Annotated in this window: 21 protein-coding genes; 7 read left to right on the top strand and 14 right to left on the bottom strand. The window is 38.0% G+C overall.

The features are described from left to right. Nucleotides 1–133: 133 nt before the first annotated feature. Nucleotides 134–652: an acetolactate synthase small subunit gene (ilvN, locus tag BMF77_RS14565; protein WP_148763721.1), complete on the bottom strand. Its 519-nt coding sequence runs from the start codon at nt 650–652 to the stop codon at nt 134–136. A gap of 221 nt (nt 653–873) precedes the next feature. On the opposite strand from ilvN, the gene BMF77_RS14560 reads away from it, so the two are divergent. After that, nucleotides 874–1212, top strand: coding sequence for a BON domain-containing protein (locus BMF77_RS14560; RefSeq protein ID WP_148763719.1), 339 nt, complete (start codon nt 874–876; stop codon nt 1210–1212). 116 nt (nt 1213–1328) lie between these two features. On the opposite strand, the gene BMF77_RS14555 is transcribed toward BMF77_RS14560, so the two are convergent. From BMF77_RS14555 to BMF77_RS14545, 3 genes are all read right to left on the bottom strand, one after another. Continuing rightward, nucleotides 1329–1544 (bottom strand): hypothetical protein, encoded by a 216-nt coding sequence (locus BMF77_RS14555; protein WP_148763717.1) that lies wholly within the window; start codon nt 1542–1544, stop codon nt 1329–1331. Nucleotides 1545–1659: 115 nt separating this feature from the next. Continuing rightward, complete coding sequence (locus BMF77_RS14550; RefSeq protein ID WP_148767000.1) at nt 1660–2328, bottom strand: response regulator transcription factor; 669 nt, start codon at nt 2326–2328, stop codon at nt 1660–1662. Between the two features lie 139 nt (nt 2329–2467). Next, entirely contained in the window at nt 2468–3664 is a 1197-nt protein-coding gene (locus BMF77_RS14545) for a sensor histidine kinase (RefSeq protein ID WP_148763715.1), read from the bottom strand. 210 nt (nt 3665–3874) lie between these two features. Here BMF77_RS14545 and BMF77_RS14540 point away from each other — a divergent pair, with 210 nt between their 5' ends. Next, entirely contained in the window at nt 3875–4387 is a 513-nt protein-coding gene (locus tag BMF77_RS14540; protein ID WP_015083278.1) for a Spy/CpxP family protein refolding chaperone, read from the top strand. A 118-nt stretch (nt 4388–4505) separates the two neighbouring features. Here the strand turns inward: BMF77_RS14540 and BMF77_RS14535 are convergent, their stop codons facing one another. The 4 genes from BMF77_RS14535 to BMF77_RS14520 form a co-directional block, all read right to left on the bottom strand. Continuing rightward, entirely contained in the window at nt 4506–5474 is a 969-nt protein-coding gene (locus BMF77_RS14535; protein ID WP_148763713.1) for a hypothetical protein, read from the bottom strand. 10 nt (nt 5475–5484) lie between these two features. Next, nucleotides 5485–5730 (bottom strand): hypothetical protein, encoded by a 246-nt coding sequence (locus tag BMF77_RS14530; RefSeq protein ID WP_015083276.1) that lies wholly within the window; start codon nt 5728–5730, stop codon nt 5485–5487. A gap of 424 nt (nt 5731–6154) precedes the next feature. Further along, entirely contained in the window at nt 6155–6619 is a 465-nt protein-coding gene (locus tag BMF77_RS14525) for an Hsp20/alpha crystallin family protein (RefSeq protein WP_015083275.1), read from the bottom strand. Nucleotides 6620–6907: 288 nt separating this feature from the next. Beyond that, complete coding sequence (locus BMF77_RS14520; protein WP_148763711.1) at nt 6908–7666, bottom strand: thioesterase II family protein; 759 nt, start codon at nt 7664–7666, stop codon at nt 6908–6910. An 80-nt stretch (nt 7667–7746) separates the two neighbouring features. Here BMF77_RS14520 and BMF77_RS14515 point away from each other — a divergent pair, with 80 nt between their 5' ends. Both BMF77_RS14515 and BMF77_RS14505 read left to right on the top strand, forming a co-directional pair. After that, complete coding sequence (locus BMF77_RS14515; RefSeq protein ID WP_148763709.1) at nt 7747–8052, top strand: hypothetical protein; 306 nt, start codon at nt 7747–7749, stop codon at nt 8050–8052. 467 nt (nt 8053–8519) lie between these two features. Then, the gene (locus BMF77_RS14505) at nt 8520–8855 is read left to right on the top strand and encodes a hypothetical protein (RefSeq protein WP_148763707.1); all 336 of its coding nucleotides are present in this window, start codon (nt 8520–8522) and stop codon (nt 8853–8855) included. A 146-nt stretch (nt 8856–9001) separates the two neighbouring features. Here the strand turns inward: BMF77_RS14505 and BMF77_RS14500 are convergent, their stop codons facing one another. Further along, nucleotides 9002–9376: a hypothetical protein gene (locus tag BMF77_RS14500; protein WP_148763705.1), complete on the bottom strand. Its 375-nt coding sequence runs from the start codon at nt 9374–9376 to the stop codon at nt 9002–9004. Nucleotides 9377–9712: 336 nt separating this feature from the next. Between BMF77_RS14500 and ychF the strand changes: the two genes are divergently transcribed. After that, the gene (gene ychF, locus BMF77_RS14495; RefSeq protein ID WP_148763703.1) at nt 9713–10804 is read left to right on the top strand and encodes a redox-regulated ATPase YchF; all 1092 of its coding nucleotides are present in this window, start codon (nt 9713–9715) and stop codon (nt 10802–10804) included. Between the two features lie 119 nt (nt 10805–10923). On the opposite strand, the gene BMF77_RS14490 is transcribed toward ychF, so the two are convergent. Next, nucleotides 10924–11763: a prephenate/arogenate dehydrogenase gene (locus BMF77_RS14490; protein ID WP_148766998.1), complete on the bottom strand. Its 840-nt coding sequence runs from the start codon at nt 11761–11763 to the stop codon at nt 10924–10926. 366 nt (nt 11764–12129) lie between these two features. On the opposite strand from BMF77_RS14490, the gene BMF77_RS14485 reads away from it, so the two are divergent. Together BMF77_RS14485 and BMF77_RS14480 are read left to right on the top strand one after the other, a co-directional pair. Further along, nucleotides 12130–12978: a M23 family metallopeptidase gene (locus BMF77_RS14485; RefSeq protein WP_210422200.1), complete on the top strand. Its 849-nt coding sequence runs from the start codon at nt 12130–12132 to the stop codon at nt 12976–12978. A gap of 168 nt (nt 12979–13146) precedes the next feature. After that, nucleotides 13147–13752 carry a peptidoglycan-binding domain-containing protein gene (locus BMF77_RS14480; RefSeq protein WP_015083266.1) on the top strand — a complete coding sequence of 202 codons (606 nt, stop codon included), beginning with the start codon at nt 13147–13149 and terminating at the stop codon, nt 13750–13752. Here the strand turns inward: BMF77_RS14480 and wecB are convergent. From wecB to BMF77_RS14465, 4 genes are all read right to left on the bottom strand, one after another. Then, a complete protein-coding gene (gene wecB, locus BMF77_RS14475) occupies nt 13749–14858 on the bottom strand; it encodes a non-hydrolyzing UDP-N-acetylglucosamine 2-epimerase (RefSeq protein ID WP_148763701.1) in 1110 nt (369 codons plus the stop codon). The genes BMF77_RS14480 and wecB overlap by 4 nt on opposite strands. A gap of 131 nt (nt 14859–14989) precedes the next feature. Continuing rightward, nucleotides 14990–15127 (bottom strand): hypothetical protein, encoded by a 138-nt coding sequence (locus BMF77_RS26755; protein WP_246862925.1) that lies wholly within the window; start codon nt 15125–15127, stop codon nt 14990–14992. A gap of 158 nt (nt 15128–15285) precedes the next feature. Beyond that, nucleotides 15286–15390, bottom strand: a complete 105-nt coding sequence (locus BMF77_RS14470; protein WP_371735113.1) for a DUF4351 domain-containing protein — start codon at nt 15388–15390, stop codon at nt 15286–15288. A gap of 175 nt (nt 15391–15565) precedes the next feature. Beyond that, nucleotides 15566–16171 (bottom strand): PEP-CTERM sorting domain-containing protein, encoded by a 606-nt coding sequence (locus BMF77_RS14465; RefSeq protein ID WP_148763697.1) that lies wholly within the window; start codon nt 16169–16171, stop codon nt 15566–15568. Between the last annotated feature and the right edge of the window lie 393 nt (nt 16172–16564).

Below are 16564 nucleotides of genomic sequence, written 5' to 3'. Positions count from 1 at the left end.
TTTTAGCAACACCTAACTTTTAATCTTAATTATCAAAATAATAGCAGCAGATATAGCCATTACACCATATCTGCTGCTTGATTACATGAAAAACTTCGATGATTAACTTCTTGATCATCCGTTTGCAATTACACTAGACTTTTGCTTGTAAAGACTTCAGTAATTCAGTATTCACACCCGATTCACGAGTCAGAGAAATTTTACCTGTGCGAGCGATTTCTCTCAGTCCAAATTTTTGTAGCACTTGCACAATCGCCACCATTTTACCAGGATCACCCACAACTTCCAAAGTCAAAGAATCTTCAGCCACATCCACAATTCGCGCTCGGAAAATCTGCGACAATTCGATAATCTCCGAACGATTACTGCTAGTAGCATTTACTTTCAGAAGCATCAATTCTCTTTCTACACAAGGAATTTCTGTAATGTCCTGCACTTTGAGAACATTAACTAACTTATACAGTTGTTTGGTAAGTTGCTCAATAATGCGATCATCACCAGGAACAACCATCGTAATTCGGGATACTCCCTCCTGTTCCGCAGGTCCCACAGCCAGGCTTTCAATATTAAAACCCCGACGAGCAAATAAACTAGCAATGCGGGATAGAACCCCCGCTTCATCTTCCACAATAACTGACAGCGTATGTTTCATCGGCGACTAAAGGAGCATGACATGAACGCAGACCGGCACTCATGACTGCAAAGCGAGTTTCGACTACGCTGCATTGTCGGTCTGAATTTTTATTTTATACTTAATAATTGCGATCGTTCCGTTCCTGTGGAAAAGTTATCTATTTTCAAAGATAGATGCAGCCTTTAAATTAAAGCCATATATTGTCATCAGTAGTGAAAATTGACAGGAACAAAGTATTTATGGGTTGGTTACAAAGAATGTTTGGCTTAGAGCAATCGGAAAGCACCCAAGTTAATCCAACTTCTAGCGATGATGTTAATACACAAACAACAGAGCCAGAACGCATGGGATTAAATGGAGAATATGACCAAAGTGGTTTAGCCAAGCGCGTAGCATTAGCATTTGATCAAACTCCTGAACTTGGTGATATTGACACTATTTGGGTTGCTCAAACAGGTAGCACTGTGGTACTAAAAGGTCAAGTTCCCACCCAAGATATTCTTAATCAACTAATTGCTGTAGCTCACACCGTTGATGGCACTACAGATGTTGATACGACACAAGTTAATACTAATTAAAATTTACTGAATAAGTTTTTAGTAAAAAGAAGAAGCAAGGAGCAGGGAGCAAGGAGCAGGGAGCAGGGATAAAGCATGAGCTAAACCCCTACACCTATTCCCTATTCCCTATGGTACTACATATCAGATGCACCAGTAGCAATTAAACGTCTGAATAAGGCTGCTGACCATCCTGTTTCTTTGAGTACCGCAGCCGAAGAAACTTCTACATAAGCTTGTTCAATAAAAGCTAAATCAATCGGCGTTGGTGAATGAAAGTATGAATTAGTCTCACGCAAAGGCGCAAAGGCGCAAAGATTAAGAGTTTCAGAAAGGGAATTTTTGATTTTCATACCTCAATTCAGCAATACCAATCAATCATACAAATTGGCAATTCATGTTTGCACAATGATGGAACTGTGTAAATGGATGCCTCTTTTCTAACCCCCTTATGAATTAAATTATGTGCTATTTATTTTCAATATTTTGTTGTAAGTAAGTAAAAAAACTATTTGCCAGGATAGCAGCTTGTGTGCGATCGCGTAAACTTAGTCTATTTAAGATATTGGTAACATGATTTTTAACTGTACCCTCAGAAATATACAATTTTTGGGCAATTTCTCGATTATTATCACCAATAGCAATTAACCGCAAAACTTCTTTTTCTCTAGGGGTGAGTTCCGCTAAGTTCGCTGGTACAGCTAATACTGGTTGTGAATTAGCCGGAAATTGAGTGACTAGTTTTTTGACTATTCCTGGTCCCAATTGGGAATATCCTTTGTCAACTGCACGAATGGCGACTGCTAACTCTTCTGAGGGTGTATCTTTAAGTAAATAACCCATTGCGCCATTTTGTAATCCTGCTTTCACATATTCATCATCATCAAAAGTTGTTAAAATAAGAATTTTGCTGTGAGGAAAATGGTGATTAATTTCTTTGGTAGCAGCAACTCCATCTATGATAGGCATTCTGATATCCATTAAAATTACGTCAGGTTTTAATTTTTCAACTAGATTAATTGCGATTTGACCATTTTCAGCTTCCCCGACAATTTCTATATCTGCTTCTAATTCTAATAAGGCTCTTAAACCTTGACGAATTAAACTTTGATCATCTACAAGTAAGACTTTAATCATTTTTGTTGGTAATTGGTAATTGGTAATTGGTAATTGGTGATTGGTGATTGGTGATTGGTAATTGGTAATTGGTAATTGGTAATTGGTGATTGGTGATTGGTGATTGGTGATTGGTGATTGGAAAAAATATTCTCCCCTGCTATAAACAAGGGATATCAACTATAATTTGACAACCATGATTATGACTGCTATGAATATGAAATTCACCTCCTAATGCCAACGTGCGATCGCGCATACTTTGTAAACCAAATCCAGTAGTATTTTGCTCTAAATCAAAACCTCTGCCATTATCCTGAATTGTTAACTTCACAGTTTCTAATGTTGTTGTTAATTCTAGTTGAACTTCTGTGGCTTGGGCATATTTAGAAATATTAGTTAATGATTCTTGAATAACTCGATAAATAGGAGTGCTGACTTCCATAGACAATGGAGAAATAATGGATATTTGACAACTGGGTAAAATGCCAGTAGAACGCTGAAAATCTGCCGCAAGATTCTGAATTGCCTGTGCTAACGATTGTTCTTGTAAAGGATGGGATCTCATGCTAGAAACCGATTGACGGACATCTTGTAAGGCTTTTGAACCGAGTTCTTTGGCAGTGGCTAAAAACGTCATTGCTCTAGGTATATCATGTTTTGATAACTTTAAAGCAGTTTCTAATTGAAGATTTAAAGCCGTCAGAGAATGTCCTAAAGAATCATGAATTTCTCTAGCAATGCGGTTGCGTTCTTCCAAAGTTGCCTGACTTTCAATTTTCAAAGCATATTGACGGAGTTTTTCGTTTGCAGCTTGGAGTTTATCTCGACTTTGCCGTTCAGATAAAACAGTATTCATTAATACTAAAACAAATACTAAACTTAAACCAAATAAAACTGCTAAACTAAAACTAAAAAACCAAAATCTTTCTTGGGCTATTGGTGAAAATCGTCCAGGAGGCATCCTTTGTCTGAGGGTAAGTAAAAATAAAATAAATGAGGACAAAGTAACTGCTAATCTTCCTGGTAGTGGAAAAATTAAACAACTGCGAGTTACCAAAATTAGATAGAGAAAGGGAAAAAGCCTCGCACTTCTACCACCAAAAAAGCCAGTAATTAAAATTAATATAACTTCAATAGTCGTATAAATAAATTTATTGATTTTATTGTAAGTAGGCAATCTTAAACCCATTAAACCGAAAAATGTCAAACTGCAAATTGTCAGTTCTGGATACATGACAGAAAAGCGCGGTGAAGGAGATGGCATTAATGCCATTAACGCTGAAAATCCTAATAGTAGCCATTCTAAATAAAGTAGAAATCGAAAAGGATGATTATTAAATTGAATAGGACGATTCATAAAAAATTGATAGTTTAAAAAATGGCAGCCTAACCTAGATTTAATATATTTGTATCATGATTCAAGTTCAATAGGATGAGAGGAAGATATTGAAATCCTAATTTCATGACTAAAGTCATGGGTGTAGACGTGACCTTTGCCTCATATCATTACTGGGCGTTAATCTATATGATAGGAACTATAGAAAGCCGACATAACCAAAAGGTATTTATGAAACTGAAGACATTATCACTGATTGCTGGTACTCTGGCTTTAACTTTAATCGCAACTCCATTTGCAGTTCAAGCGGAACAAAATAATCCATCCTCACCTCAACCTGGTAAAGAATGGCAAAAAAAGGGTCAATTTAAAAAGTTGAATTTGACACCTGAACAAAAAGCTAAAATGAAGGAAATCGGCCGCAGTACCCGCGCTCAAATTGAAGCTGTTCTGACTCCCGAACAAAAGACCAAATTACAAGCTGCAATGGCTGAACGTAAGGCTCAACATCAAACGCAACGTCAACAAAGACAAGGACAAGGAGAACGTCAAGAAGGACGTGGTAAAAAAGGTGATATTTTTGCTTCTTTGAACTTAACTGAAACACAGAAAAATCAAATTAAACAAATTAGAGAGTCATCAAAACAACAAATGCAAGCTGTGTTAACTCCGGAACAGCAAGCACAAATGAAGCAAATGCGAGAAAATATGCGTTCTCGTCGTCAACAAGATAAACCTCAATAATTCTTGACTATTCAAATAAGATTAATAAATTAGGGGTGGGCTTAAAATCTCATCCCATTTTTGTATATAGGCAAACTTTAGAGAGGGCGTTACAATTTGTTAACGCCCCTTTTTTGGATCATTTCTGGACGATCATATTCATATCCCAAGTATACAAACCGATTTGGTTAGGAACTCTCACAAAGCGGCCTGTGCGATGACCCCTAGATAGTTCATTGAGAACCTTATTTTTGACCTCTCTGACTTCTTCAGCATCTAAATGTCCATAAATACCATTGACTATCTCATTCACATTGAAAATTCGTCCGGCATTTTGTTCTAGAAATAAGGTCAGAGCATCAATTAAAAATTGACCATCAAATTGTGCCAACATCGGGACTACTTTCATCTGGGGTCTAGTGAAATGTTTGTTGGTTTTGGTGGATTTAATACTTCTAGATATTCCCTTACCTTGAATTGGTCCTAGTGAATTTACATCTAGGGTATAGCAACCAGGTTCATTGGGAATCGCTGACCAATAACCACTTTCTCTCCCTTGAGTTAGAGATGATTGGACTCTACCTTTAACGACTTTAAAGATAGTAGACTCTAAATTACCGTAGAGCGATCGCACAATAAAATCTATGTGACAGACAGTTCCCACATATTCTCGCAATAGCTTTTTAAGTGCTTCCATGCGAGTCATATTTTCATACTGAGCCAGCATGGGAACGTCTTCCCCTTTACCAACATAGTGACGACGTTGAAAGGAAAAATTGCCTGAGTTGCTAACTTCAGAAAGGGAATGATCAACCTTGAAAGAGTCTGATTTAGGAACTTCTGATTCTAGAGAATCCAAATATTCTACACGAGAACTCTGATTGGAAGACAACAACAACAGTGAATCTTCTTCAGCAGCCTCAACCTGTTCGTTGTCATGAGGATAAGACCAAGTAGACAACAAAGATTCTACATTATCTAATTGCGATCGCGCCTCTATAAATAGATGTTGGTACTTTTTTGCGAGACTCCCATAGTAATCTCGTAATTCCAACAATGGCGTAATAAATACATCGGGTGGTGCTTGTAATTGTTCTGGAGAATTCATAGTAATTCACTCAACTTAAATCTATATTGCTGGTGTAAGTCATGGCTCTAGGTTTGCTCGGTGTCGATACCTGGAGTGATTTTTTAGGAGGTTGGGGAGGACGACAACATTCACAATATAAAGGGCGAGTTCCGAAAGTTTCTCGTTTTGTAGCCTGATTACATTCTTTACAGACAAAGTTGAAAACTCGCGTATGAATCTGCCTTTTGTGCGCTCGGACAGTATATTCTCTAACATCAATTACTTTGGTTGCCATAATTAATAATTGCCAGTCTTAATCCTCTTTATATAGCTATTCAAGCAAATGAAACTGTATCAGTGTGTGTTTTCATAGAAGTTTTCTAAAAAATTAAAAAATCCCATGTAACTCAGAGGCATAAACTGCTATTTCCGATATATTAACAGTGACTGGGATATATTTTCCCATCCCTTACATAAAAGAATGAAAAGAAATATAGGTTAAACTTGTTGCTCTCAAGACTTGTGAATATAAGAATGCTTTTTTAGCATCTATCTTGAGAATTAACTATATAATTGAAAACATATTTTTAGGCATATTTTTAAACCTGGACTATTGATAATAAATTATGATATCGCCTACTAGTAACAAAAAAAATGAAGGATGAAGTAATTATAAAATCCCTCACCCTTCCTGATCTAGCCTAATCAAAGGTAACTAACTAAAGACGAACCTTCACAGCTTTGTGTTTTTCCGATTCGGCTTTAGGAATAGTTAGATAGAGAATTCCATCCTTATATTCTGCCGCTACCTTCTCATTATCCACAACAGCAGGCAAGGCAATTACCCGTTGGAACTTACCATAACGGAATTCCGAGCGAGTCAAACCTTCTGCTTCCGTTGTTGTTTCCGACTTCCGCTCACCGCTAATAGAAACCGATTCAGGAGTGACTTCGACATCAAGATCCTTTGCGTCCAAACCTGGTATTTCTACTTTCAACTTCAAATCACTATCAGTTTCTGCAATCTCAGCCGGAGGAATGAAAGTTAACCCCACCCTTTCAACTGCATCAGGTGGTAATAATTGTTCAAACAAGCGATCCATTTGCTGCCGGATAATACCCATTTCAGGGAATGGTTCCCAGCGTTCTATTTCCCGTAACGGATTCCAACGTACAAGTGTCATAACTATCTCCTCAAAAATTCACTATTGGACTTTCTGATTTGGTGAGACTAAATCTTCAGCTTGTGACTTGGTAAACAATAATACTACTGGCAAAATCTCTAACTCTTAACTTCTTGAAGCCTAATTTTTAGCCTCCCAATTAGATGATAGCACTAGAAAATCAATTAATTACAGTTCGGTTTTATAGATATAATCTTCGTAATAACCGTACTATTGAGCTAATAACTTCAGGTTCGTATGTTAGAATACGAGAGTGGATATTGCTACTATTTTTTAGCCAAAAATATCTTAAATATAACACTGTAAAGATTGAATTACACTATTAACTAAAGTGCTTTTAGCCGTATTGATAAAAAAGTGATCACCACCGATCATTTTCAATGAAAAAGGAGCAACAGTTTGTTTTTCCCAGGCAGAAAGAGCAGTATAGCTAACTGTTGGATCTTCTGACCCACCAAAAGCACTAATAGGACAATTTAGAGGTGGTTGAGAAGTATAAACATAGGATTCTAAAACTGTAAAATCAGCCCGAATAATCGGCAAAAAAATCTGCATCAATTCGGCATTTTCTAGCACCATTTTGGCAGTCCCATTAAACTGGGATATTGCGGCTAAAAAATCGGCATCTGGTAATTTAGAAATGGGTGGGTTTTCCCTAGGAAATTGTGGGGCGCAACGGGCAGCAATAAAAAGATGCAAAGGATAAAGACTATATTCAGAACGCAGTAGCCTAATTAACTCAAAACTGATTAATGCACCCATACTGTAACCGAAAAAAGCAAAAGGTTTATCTAGACAGGGGATGATATTAGTGGCTATTTCTCGGACTAAAGGGAGGATTTTTGTGTATGGAGGTGATTTGATTTGTCTGCCTCTACCGGGAATTTCGATAGGGCATAATTCAATAGTTGCGGGTAAATCATCAGCCCAAGTCCGAAAAACTGAGGCACTAGCACCAGCATAAGCAAAGCAAAATAGGCGTAATTTAGCTTGGGGGTTGGGTTTAGGGCAAGTTATCCAAGATGTGAAAGTGGTTTTAGTTGTCATGATGGAGGTTTATATGGGGTTAATTGCTAATTTGATTGCTGGATCTATTTTTAAATTAGGAAAAAAGTTATGAAACTATTGTGACTTTTTTCCTAGTCAGGTTAGGAAACTTGGCTCATACAGAAAATCAGATCACGACATTAGCTAAAGATGAGGGATTAGTCCGACAAGCGATCGCTACCTTAGCAGAAGATCAAGCACAAGCAAAATACGCCCAGTCCCAAACTAAACGTTATAACGAACTATATAAAAATGGTGCTGTGAGCCAGGATCAAGCCCAATTGTATTCTACTAACAGTGAGACATCACAAGCCACATTGCAAGCAGATAGAGAAGCAATCCAAAATGCTCAAGCCGTTGTTCGAGGTGATAAAATAGCCATTTAAAATGCTCAAACAGTCGTTAAAAGTGACCTAGTAGTCTGTCAAATTTATTTTGACGGGTTTTTGGTAGTGCGGGCATACTATGGCTAACGCCACGCTGCGCTATCGACAAGCTCAGTACAAGTCTTGCCCGCGTGAGCGAGACGCTCACACTACAGTCCATCATTTTTATCTTGACAGACTACTAGTACATCACTGCGTAAATAAAGCAACCATATTCAATCGCCAAACAGCCTACTGTATATTAGTTTTGACTTTTGACTTTTGACTTCCGCCCTGAGGTACTAGTAGCCATTCAAAATGCCCAAGCCGTAGTTAAAGGCGATCTTGCAGCCATTCAAAATGCCGAAGCTGTGAAGCGATGATATAGAAACACTAAGAGTAATGATTCGTGACGCTGTTCATTGTCATTTTCCTGATCAAGAAAAACGTCGTAAAATTGTTCATTTACAACACATTCTCTAAACAACATGAACTTAAAAGATCTCAAAGTAAAATTATTCCCCATCATCAAAATCATCTCCACTGCACTCATCACCAGCGCCATAGGCTTAGAATTATGGAATATGCAAACATCAATAACCAATAACCAACTACCGAGTATTTTAACCCCAGCTTTAATCATTGCCCATATTGCCCTATCCGCTCATTTTATTGAAGCATTAATTGCCGCTTATTATGCCCCAACACGCAATCAGACAGCAATCAAATATGCAACTTATACATTTTTTGTCGGTACAGTTGGTTTATTAGAATTGTGGGAAAATCAGGATATAGCAGCAGTTAGCAGTCAGAAAGAAGAATAATCTCAAACCTAAATTAAGGAACTGCAAGTTGATATAATTGTCTTTGTGAGGTCGCAGCGAGATTAGATTGGGATACCTCTTAATCTCATTCTGTCAGTAGAATCTCAGTGGCTTGGCTCCCTGAGAGTGTCAATCCTACAGCCTCCTTAGTGGAAATAGATAACTCGCGCATCTATCCTATGGTATTTCAACACGCTAGATAAACACTCGGCTTCTTCTCTTTTACTAGAACTCCCAGCGTATATATAAGTCCCAAGCCGATGCTTGGCTAAAAATGCGTCAGAAACATAGCTTCTGACAACATTTAATAATTTATCTGAATTACCAGGAATAACAACCACATAAGGGCGGTTTGGCACTTTACCAATGACGATCACATTATTCTGCTCGACAGTATTCACCGATTTGCTAACTTGAGGCAAACTTCGGGGAATACAATTGGGTGCTTGCCCCCAAGCCTTGGATAATAAACTATGCCATAAAACAGTTGTAACTATGGCTGTAATTAGATACTTGTTCATACCATTTTAGATTTTAGATTTTTTTTATACTACATTTGTAATTACATAAACAGATTTTTCAGTCAAGGATGAAAGTCAGCCAGGGAATAAATTCTCTGTCTAAAAGCTAAAGTCAGTTAAAACCGACTACTTAGGTATAAATAGGATAATTTTTGATTTTGAGTTAACCAGAGTGCGTTTTAACGCACCTTAGCTTTGAGACCGGAAATTCATTTCTGGGCGGGTTTGTCAGCAAACAGATAAGCCATTTTTAGCCTAAGTTGAGACCACTGACTCCAACCATCCTCCACCTGTTTGAACTATCCTTATACTTGAAACCAAAATCTAAAATTTACAATGCTAAGAGCCGGAATTGTCGGACTTCCCAACGTCGGAAAATCAACCCTATTTAACGCTGTAGTTGCTAATGCTAAAGCTGAAGCGGCTAATTTCCCATTTTGCACCATTGAACCGAATGTTGGCATGGTTTCAGTACCAGACGACCGGTTAGACGTTCTCGCAAAAATTGCTGGTTCTGCACAAATCCTAGCAGCCCGTGTTGAATTTGTTGATATTGCCGGTTTAGTCAAAGGTGCAAGTCAAGGAGAAGGACTGGGTAATCAATTTTTATCCCACATTCGGGAAGTTGATGCCATAGTTCATGTTGTCCGTTGTTTTGAAAACGATGATATCATTCACGTAGCCGGTTCTGTTGACCCAGCGCGAGATATTGAAATCATTAATTTAGAACTTGGTTTATCTGACTTATTCCAAATTGAAAAACGGATTGATAGAAGTCGCAAACTCGCACGCACTAGCAAAGATGCCCAGGTTGAAGTAGAAATTCTCGAAAAATTAGCCGCTGCTTTAAATGAAGGTAAATCTGTCCGTCAAGTTGGTTTGAATGCCGAAGAATCGGAAATTATCAAAGGCTTAGGACTACTTACCAATAAACCAATTATTTACGCTGCTAATGTTTCTGAAGAAGATTTAGCCACAGGTAATGATTTTGTTGAGAGAGTTCGAGAAGTTGCTGCGGTCGAAAATGCCCAAGTTGTCATTGTTTCGGCTCAAGTAGAAGCGGAATTAGTAGAATTACCAGAAGCAGATAAAGCTGATTTTCTGGAATCTTTAGGTGTAAAAGAAGGTGGTTTAAAATCTTTAATTCGCGCAACTTACACTCTATTAGGTTTGCGGACTTATTTCACCTGTGGACCGAAAGAAACCCGCGCTTGGACAATTAATGCCGGAATGTCTGCACCTCAAGCCGCAGGAGTTATTCACTCTGATTTTGAACGGGGATTTATTCGGGCAGAAACGGTTGCTTATCATGATTTAGTAACTCATGGTTCAATGAGTGCAGCCAAGGAAAAAGGCTTAGTCAGAAGTGAAGGAAAAGAGTATATTGTCCAAGAAGGTGATGTACTATTATTCCGATTTAATGTGTAAATAATCTTTAACAGGGAACAGGGAACAGAAGAGATAAATATTCTGCTTTCTTTCTTCTTTCTGACTCGGTGATAACTAAATGATCAGGTGCGTTACATTATTGATAACGCACCAGTAACTTATTCTACAAAATCAGGACGCGCTTGTTGATTGAATTTAAATTTTTCTGCTAATAATTCCCACTTTTCCTGCTCAATTATATGAATAAATTCGTCTAAATTTTCGCGGTATTGATAAAGAGAATGTAATAATGCTTGGCGATTATATTGCGCCATCATTACCCCTAATTCGGGATTTCCACCCCCAACCCTACTTGTATCTCGAAACCCTGAACTAGCAAAATTTTGGGCTAAGGCCGCGATTTCTGGATCTGTTTCACTTAAACAAGCTGCTATTAAGGAGGCACTCACAATTACAGGTAAATGAGAAATCCAACTCACAGCGCGGTCATGTTGTTCTGGTTGACAATGGTAGATAATAGAACCGAGCGATCGCACAATTTCCTCTACAATTGTCACAGCATCACTAGGTGTTGTTGCCACAGGCGTTAATACATAAGGCCGATTAACAAATAAATTTCGCTGTGCTGCTTCTATACCCGCGTCTGTTTTTCCCGCCATCGGATGACCACCGACAAAATTTTCCCACACAGGAGAAATTGCCTCAACTATAGGCATTTTAACTGAACCAACATCAGTAATAATAGTAGCCTTTGGTAAATGAGTGATCAACTCTTTCACTTGGGGGACTATGAATCCTATAGGGGTACAAATAAATACAACTTCGGCTGATGCCAACAAGCTCAAGTCCAACGACGCTTGATCAACGCTACCAAGGTTAATTGCCTTTTCACAAGTTGATTGACGACGACTGACACCTAAAACATGGTGTCCTTGCGAACGTAAATCGAAACCTAAGCAACCGCCTATAAGTCCCAGTCCTAAAATACCAATTTTCATCGTCATCTGGAAAATTTAATTTGTACTTATTCTCTCAATACTTTACCAACTTCAACTCTCAAAGTTGGCAATAGCAGGGTAGATTCATGACTTTAGAAGCAGAATTAATCGCAACCTAGGCAGAACCGGTTGTCAACTTTAGTGGTCTTAACCTAACAGAATCAAATTTTAGTAATGTCCATAAATCGAAAAAATCTAAGCATCTTGGGAATAGTAAGTTTGCACGAGTCGTAAATTTAACTAGCAAATTGTCCTGATGTGACACATTTGAGACTGAAATAGCAAATAACTATAGCATTTTTCCATTTACAGCAGTCAGCTTTGACTTCTTTTTCGCTGCTATAGCAATTATTAGGCTAGAAACTGATGAAAAAAGTTAATATCTACCGCTTTTGTGATTATGCTTTGATGGCTTTAATATCCTGTACCGTGGCTGTAAGTAAAGTTTCCCCAGCTTTGACTCAGACAGTTTCTCTAATTAACCCCACACCCGCACCTACTGCTAACTTAATTTGGCCGACCCAAGGAATTCTTTCCCAAGGTTTCCGTAAATATCAGCATGAGGGAATTGATATTGCGGGTGCAAAAGGGACTCCAATTTTAGCTGCTGCTGCTGGTACAGTCGTGAAAGCTGGTTGGGATGATTGGGGATTAGGCAATTTTATCGAAATTAAACATTTTAATGGCAATGTAACAGTTTACGGACATAATAGCCGTTTATTAGTAAGTAAAGGTCAACAGGTCAAACAAGGTCAAATTATTGCCGAAATGGGTTCAACAGGCAATAGCACCGCCCCTCATTTGCATTTTGAATTTTATGTAGATGGTCGTTTAGCTAGTAATCCTCTCAGTTTATTACCGTCCGCCACCATCGCAAAAACACCAGTAAATAAACCAATTACCCCAATTGTACAACCAGTTTTATCTGTAAGTAATAATACTGATTGTGATGGAACTACAGTTATGACAGGGGAAACCACAACTGTCAGTATAAAAGTTTGCGAAGAAAATGGTCAGTTATTTTATGTGGGGAAATTGAAACAAGAACCAAGTCAAGTTTTAAAAATTCGGGCTTGGAAGCTTGACAATAACAAATATCAGGCAGATAATGGGACTTTTTCCTACTTAATTAGTCCAGAAAAAATAGAAATTTGGCGCAATGGGAGTCCAATTCGTGCGGATAGTTTTCTCACTTCTCATGGTTTAGGGAAATAAAAATACTAACCTCTTTATGTAATTGATGATTTCATTACAAATACCTGATGTGACAGTTCAAATGGCGGAATATATTAGCCAACATATTGTCATAAAGAAGTATAAAATCAATGAAGATTAAAACTAGACAAAAGTATCACAAAATTTCACATAAAGGAGCAGATGATTATGGAATATTTGGCTTATTCCTATATGTATATAGAGGATGAAAGGACAAATGAAAATTTTGCATTAAGTCTTCCGAAATCGTCATTTAATTGGCGGAAAATTTTTAAATCTTCTGCATGGTTAACTTTGGCCGGTGTAACTATATTACTAGCTACAGTGACTCAAATGCAGTTTGCTTCGGCTGAATATGCCAGCACGAATGGAAGTTGTCTTTATATTCGCACCGGACCTAGCACTGCAAATTCATCTGTAGCCTGTGTCCGCAATGGTACATACGTTGGTGAAACTGGTAGTGTTAGAAATGGATTTGCGAGAATTTCTTCGGGACGTTACCGAGGATACTATGCTGCTGAAAGATGGATTGGTAATACTCCTGGACGTTCTCACCGCAGATATCGTTCTGGCTACGGTGTTGGGGGTAGGGTAACGGTAGAATATGGCGCAAGAGGCGAACGAGTCAGAGAAATCCAAAGAGCTTTAGGGATTAGAGTTGATGGCGTTTACGGTTCACGAACCATTAATGCAGTTCGTCACTTCCAAAGACGTAACGGACTGCGTGTAGATGGTGTTGTTGGTTATCAAACTCGGAGAGCTTTAGGGATTTAGCTTAAGTAATTTTTGACAATTTGCAGGATGCGTTCTGCTGCATGGCCATCGCCAAAGGGATTAATGGCGGTGGCCATTTTGCTGTAAGCGTCGGGATTGCTGAGTAGTTCACTAGCGGCTGTGACGATATTTGCGGTTTGTGTCCCTAGGAGTTTGGCTGTCCCAGCGGTGACTGCTTCTGGTCTTTCGGTGGTATCTCTGAGAACTAACACTGGTTTACCCAGACTGGGGGCTTCTTCTTGCAAGCCACCGGAATCGGTTAAGATTAAATGCGATCGCTCAATAGCTCCCACTAATTCGGCATAATCCAAGGGTTCTGTTAAGAAAATGCGGGAATGATTCCCTAATAACTGTTGCAATGGTTCTCTAACTGTGGGATTTTTATGTAATGGCAGTAATAAGGCTGTATCAGGAAATTGCTCTAAAATTTGTAAAAAACTTTCAGCGATGTCTTGCAGCGGTGATCCCCAATTTTCTCGTCTATGAACTGTTGCCAATATTGTCCTATATTTGCTCCAATCTAAACCTGGTATATGGCAAACTGGTTTTTTGGCAGCCACATTTAATAAAGCATCAATGACTGTATTTCCTGTTAAATGAATTTCTCCTAACACCCCAGAATTTTGTAAGTTTTCTACAGCCAAAGTAGTCGGTGCAAAATGCAATTGTGTCAGTTGAGAAATTAATCTTCTATTAGCTTCTTCGGGAAAAGGATTAAATAAATCATCTGTCCTTAAACCTGCTTCCACATGACCTACAGGGATTTTTTGATAAAAAGCTGCCAAGGTGGCTGCAAAAGCTGTTGTTGTATCTCCTTGCACAATTACAAAATCTAACTTTTGGGCTTGAAATAATGCTTCTAAACCTTGTAAACTTCTACAGGTAATATCATTAAGAGATTGTTGTCGCTGCATAATCTCTAAATTCCAATCGGCTTTGAGTTTGAACAATTGCATCACTTGTTCAACCATTTCTCGATGTTGTCCTGTGAGAATTACCTGCAATTCAAAATCTGGAGAATTTTGAAAAACTTGAATTACTGGCGCTAGTTTAATAGCTTCGGGACGAGTTCCTAAAATAATGCCAATGCGGTGTTGATTAGTCATTAGTCAAATAATTACAATTTACTTTTATTTGCACTTCCCCAAGATGATAATTAGTTTTTTAGATAATTATACCAAATTATTGTCTACTCCTTTCGGATAAAACTATAGCCTGTAAATGCTTGGGAGTCTACTTATACTTGAACTAACATAGCCTTACTGATGCGATCGCCCCATGATAAAAATTTGATTGTCCCTGTCACACCTGAAAAAGCAAAATTATGACTTAAAGCTTGTTGAATACCTATTCTAGTATTACCATTTTTTTCCATAAGGTTTTAGTAGTTCTTCTAAATAATCTTTGGCGAATTGGTCATGTATAAATCTCGTCATTTATTCGACTTTTGCTAATACATATATTAATTTAACATTTTTGGGGTAATGGCGATCGCTACTAGAAATGCGATCGCCTAAACTAAACAAAGTGATATTAATTAGTAAATTGTAACCAAGTTTGTAAATCTGTAGCTGAAGTAAAATCTAACAAGGCTTCTCCTAATTCCTCCAGTTGTTCAACAGGTAATTTTTGAACCAAATATAGATAAATAGGGTGCGTTACCGACAGCGTAACGCACCCTGAACTTGATTAATGGTGCGTTAGGCAAAGCCGTAACGCACCCTACAAATACCTTTGCTATGAGAATAATTTTTCTCTGCCGTTTTCTTGAACTGTTAGGTATGGAAAACAGCAGAGAAGGAGGTTAAAAAGTTTATGAGACTGTTACAGCAGGCTTTTCAGTGGTTCTTAATGCTATTCTACTTCTAGATTGTTTCCATCGGTACATTAAAGCTAAGACAGGGATGGTAAGTAACATAGCACCCGGTGTTGTGTCAAAGGGTACGGGGGTAGCGGGGGTGTATGTGAGAGTTGTAGAGAACATGTCTCCTACTCCTGAAAACACGCCAGATTTATTAAACGTATTTAATGCTGAATAATAAGAACCTGAATTGTTCTTGATGAGACCAAATATGGCTTCGTCTCCGTTTAACGCTAGAAAGGTGCTTGACGTAATCGTGCCATTAAATACTGTAAAGGAATTGGCATATAGAAACGGAAAATAAGATAACACATCTACAGGTTGAGTATATCCTAGTGCAGCAGGGGCTGAATTTATTTTAAGGGACGTAGCCGCAAATGATCCATCACCATTTGGCAAAGCTAATGTACCTGATACAGTCCCATTAACTGCACCATTAGTATTGTCAAAACTGAAATTGAATAATTGGATTGCTTGTGCTGGCTTTTCCCATGCGACAAGGCTAGTGGCTAAAGCACCACCAACAATAACTAATGGCAGCATCTGAGATAGTTTCATGAGGATAAATCCTTGTATCCGTGTTTTAATTTAAGCTATGCCTCAGTATAATATAGATGCAGTCTTTGTCTTTTTTTTTACAAAGGTTTAACATAGTTTCACAAAAACTCCCATATTTCCTCTGTTTATGCCAAAAAAAACAACCGCCTCCGTGATGGTAAGCGGTTCTGCACAATTCAATAGACATCTCCAAAAAAGTAGAGACGTTCCATGGAACGTCTCTACTACAAGGGTTTGATGTCAAGCATCTTTAAACTCGGTCTATGGCTATTAAATAGAATTTGAAGATAGTTCTTCCTTATCAATTTCATGATAACAAATTTAAAATCAATTGTCAACCCCCAAATACCTATTATCGCCGGAAAAAATCAAAAAGTTTTCAATTCTTAACAA

It is taken from the genome of Dolichospermum sp. UHCC 0315A, from assembly GCF_008121535.1.
Classification (GTDB): Bacteria; Cyanobacteriota; Cyanobacteriia; order Cyanobacteriales; family Nostocaceae; genus Dolichospermum; species Dolichospermum lemmermannii.
This window is presented reverse-complemented; position numbering and strand designations above follow the sequence as displayed.

Bases quoted from the DNA above. Each gene is read 5' to 3' on its own strand.
- BMF77_RS14555 (WP_148763717.1), bottom strand. From the start codon at position 1,544: ATGAAAATCAAAAATTCCCTTTCTGAAACTCTTAATCTTTGCGCCTTT.
- BMF77_RS14520 (WP_148763711.1), bottom strand. From the start codon at position 7,666: ATGACAACTAAAACCACTTTCACATCTTGGATAACTTGCCCTAAACCC.
- BMF77_RS26755 (WP_246862925.1), bottom strand. From the start codon at position 15,127: ATGGAAAAAAATGGTAATACTAGAATAGGTATTCAACAAGCTTTAAGT.
- ychF (WP_148763703.1), top strand. From the start codon at position 9,713: ATGCTAAGAGCCGGAATTGTCGGACTTCCCAACGTCGGAAAATCAACC.
- wecB (WP_148763701.1), bottom strand. From the start codon at position 14,858: ATGACTAATCAACACCGCATTGGCATTATTTTAGGAACTCGTCCCGAA.
- BMF77_RS14485 (WP_210422200.1), top strand. From the start codon at position 12,130: ATGAAAAAAGTTAATATCTACCGCTTTTGTGATTATGCTTTGATGGCT.
- BMF77_RS14545 (WP_148763715.1), bottom strand. From the start codon at position 3,664: ATGAATCGTCCTATTCAATTTAATAATCATCCTTTTCGATTTCTACTT.
- BMF77_RS14505 (WP_148763707.1), top strand. From the start codon at position 8,520: ATGAACTTAAAAGATCTCAAAGTAAAATTATTCCCCATCATCAAAATC.
- BMF77_RS14550 (WP_148767000.1), bottom strand. From the start codon at position 2,328: ATGATTAAAGTCTTACTTGTAGATGATCAAAGTTTAATTCGTCAAGGT.
- BMF77_RS14540 (WP_015083278.1), top strand. From the start codon at position 3,875: ATGAAACTGAAGACATTATCACTGATTGCTGGTACTCTGGCTTTAACT.
- ilvN (WP_148763721.1), bottom strand. From the start codon at position 652: ATGAAACATACGCTGTCAGTTATTGTGGAAGATGAAGCGGGGGTTCTA.
- BMF77_RS14465 (WP_148763697.1), bottom strand. From the start codon at position 16,171: ATGAAACTATCTCAGATGCTGCCATTAGTTATTGTTGGTGGTGCTTTA.
- BMF77_RS14490 (WP_148766998.1), bottom strand. From the start codon at position 11,763: ATGAAAATTGGTATTTTAGGACTGGGACTTATAGGCGGTTGCTTAGGT.
- BMF77_RS14500 (WP_148763705.1), bottom strand. From the start codon at position 9,376: ATGAACAAGTATCTAATTACAGCCATAGTTACAACTGTTTTATGGCAT.
- BMF77_RS14535 (WP_148763713.1), bottom strand. From the start codon at position 5,474: ATGAATTCTCCAGAACAATTACAAGCACCACCCGATGTATTTATTACG.
- BMF77_RS14525 (WP_015083275.1), bottom strand. From the start codon at position 6,619: ATGACACTTGTACGTTGGAATCCGTTACGGGAAATAGAACGCTGGGAA.
- BMF77_RS14530 (WP_015083276.1), bottom strand. From the start codon at position 5,730: ATGGCAACCAAAGTAATTGATGTTAGAGAATATACTGTCCGAGCGCAC.
- BMF77_RS14480 (WP_015083266.1), top strand. From the start codon at position 13,147: ATGGAATATTTGGCTTATTCCTATATGTATATAGAGGATGAAAGGACA.
- BMF77_RS14560 (WP_148763719.1), top strand. From the start codon at position 874: ATGGGTTGGTTACAAAGAATGTTTGGCTTAGAGCAATCGGAAAGCACC.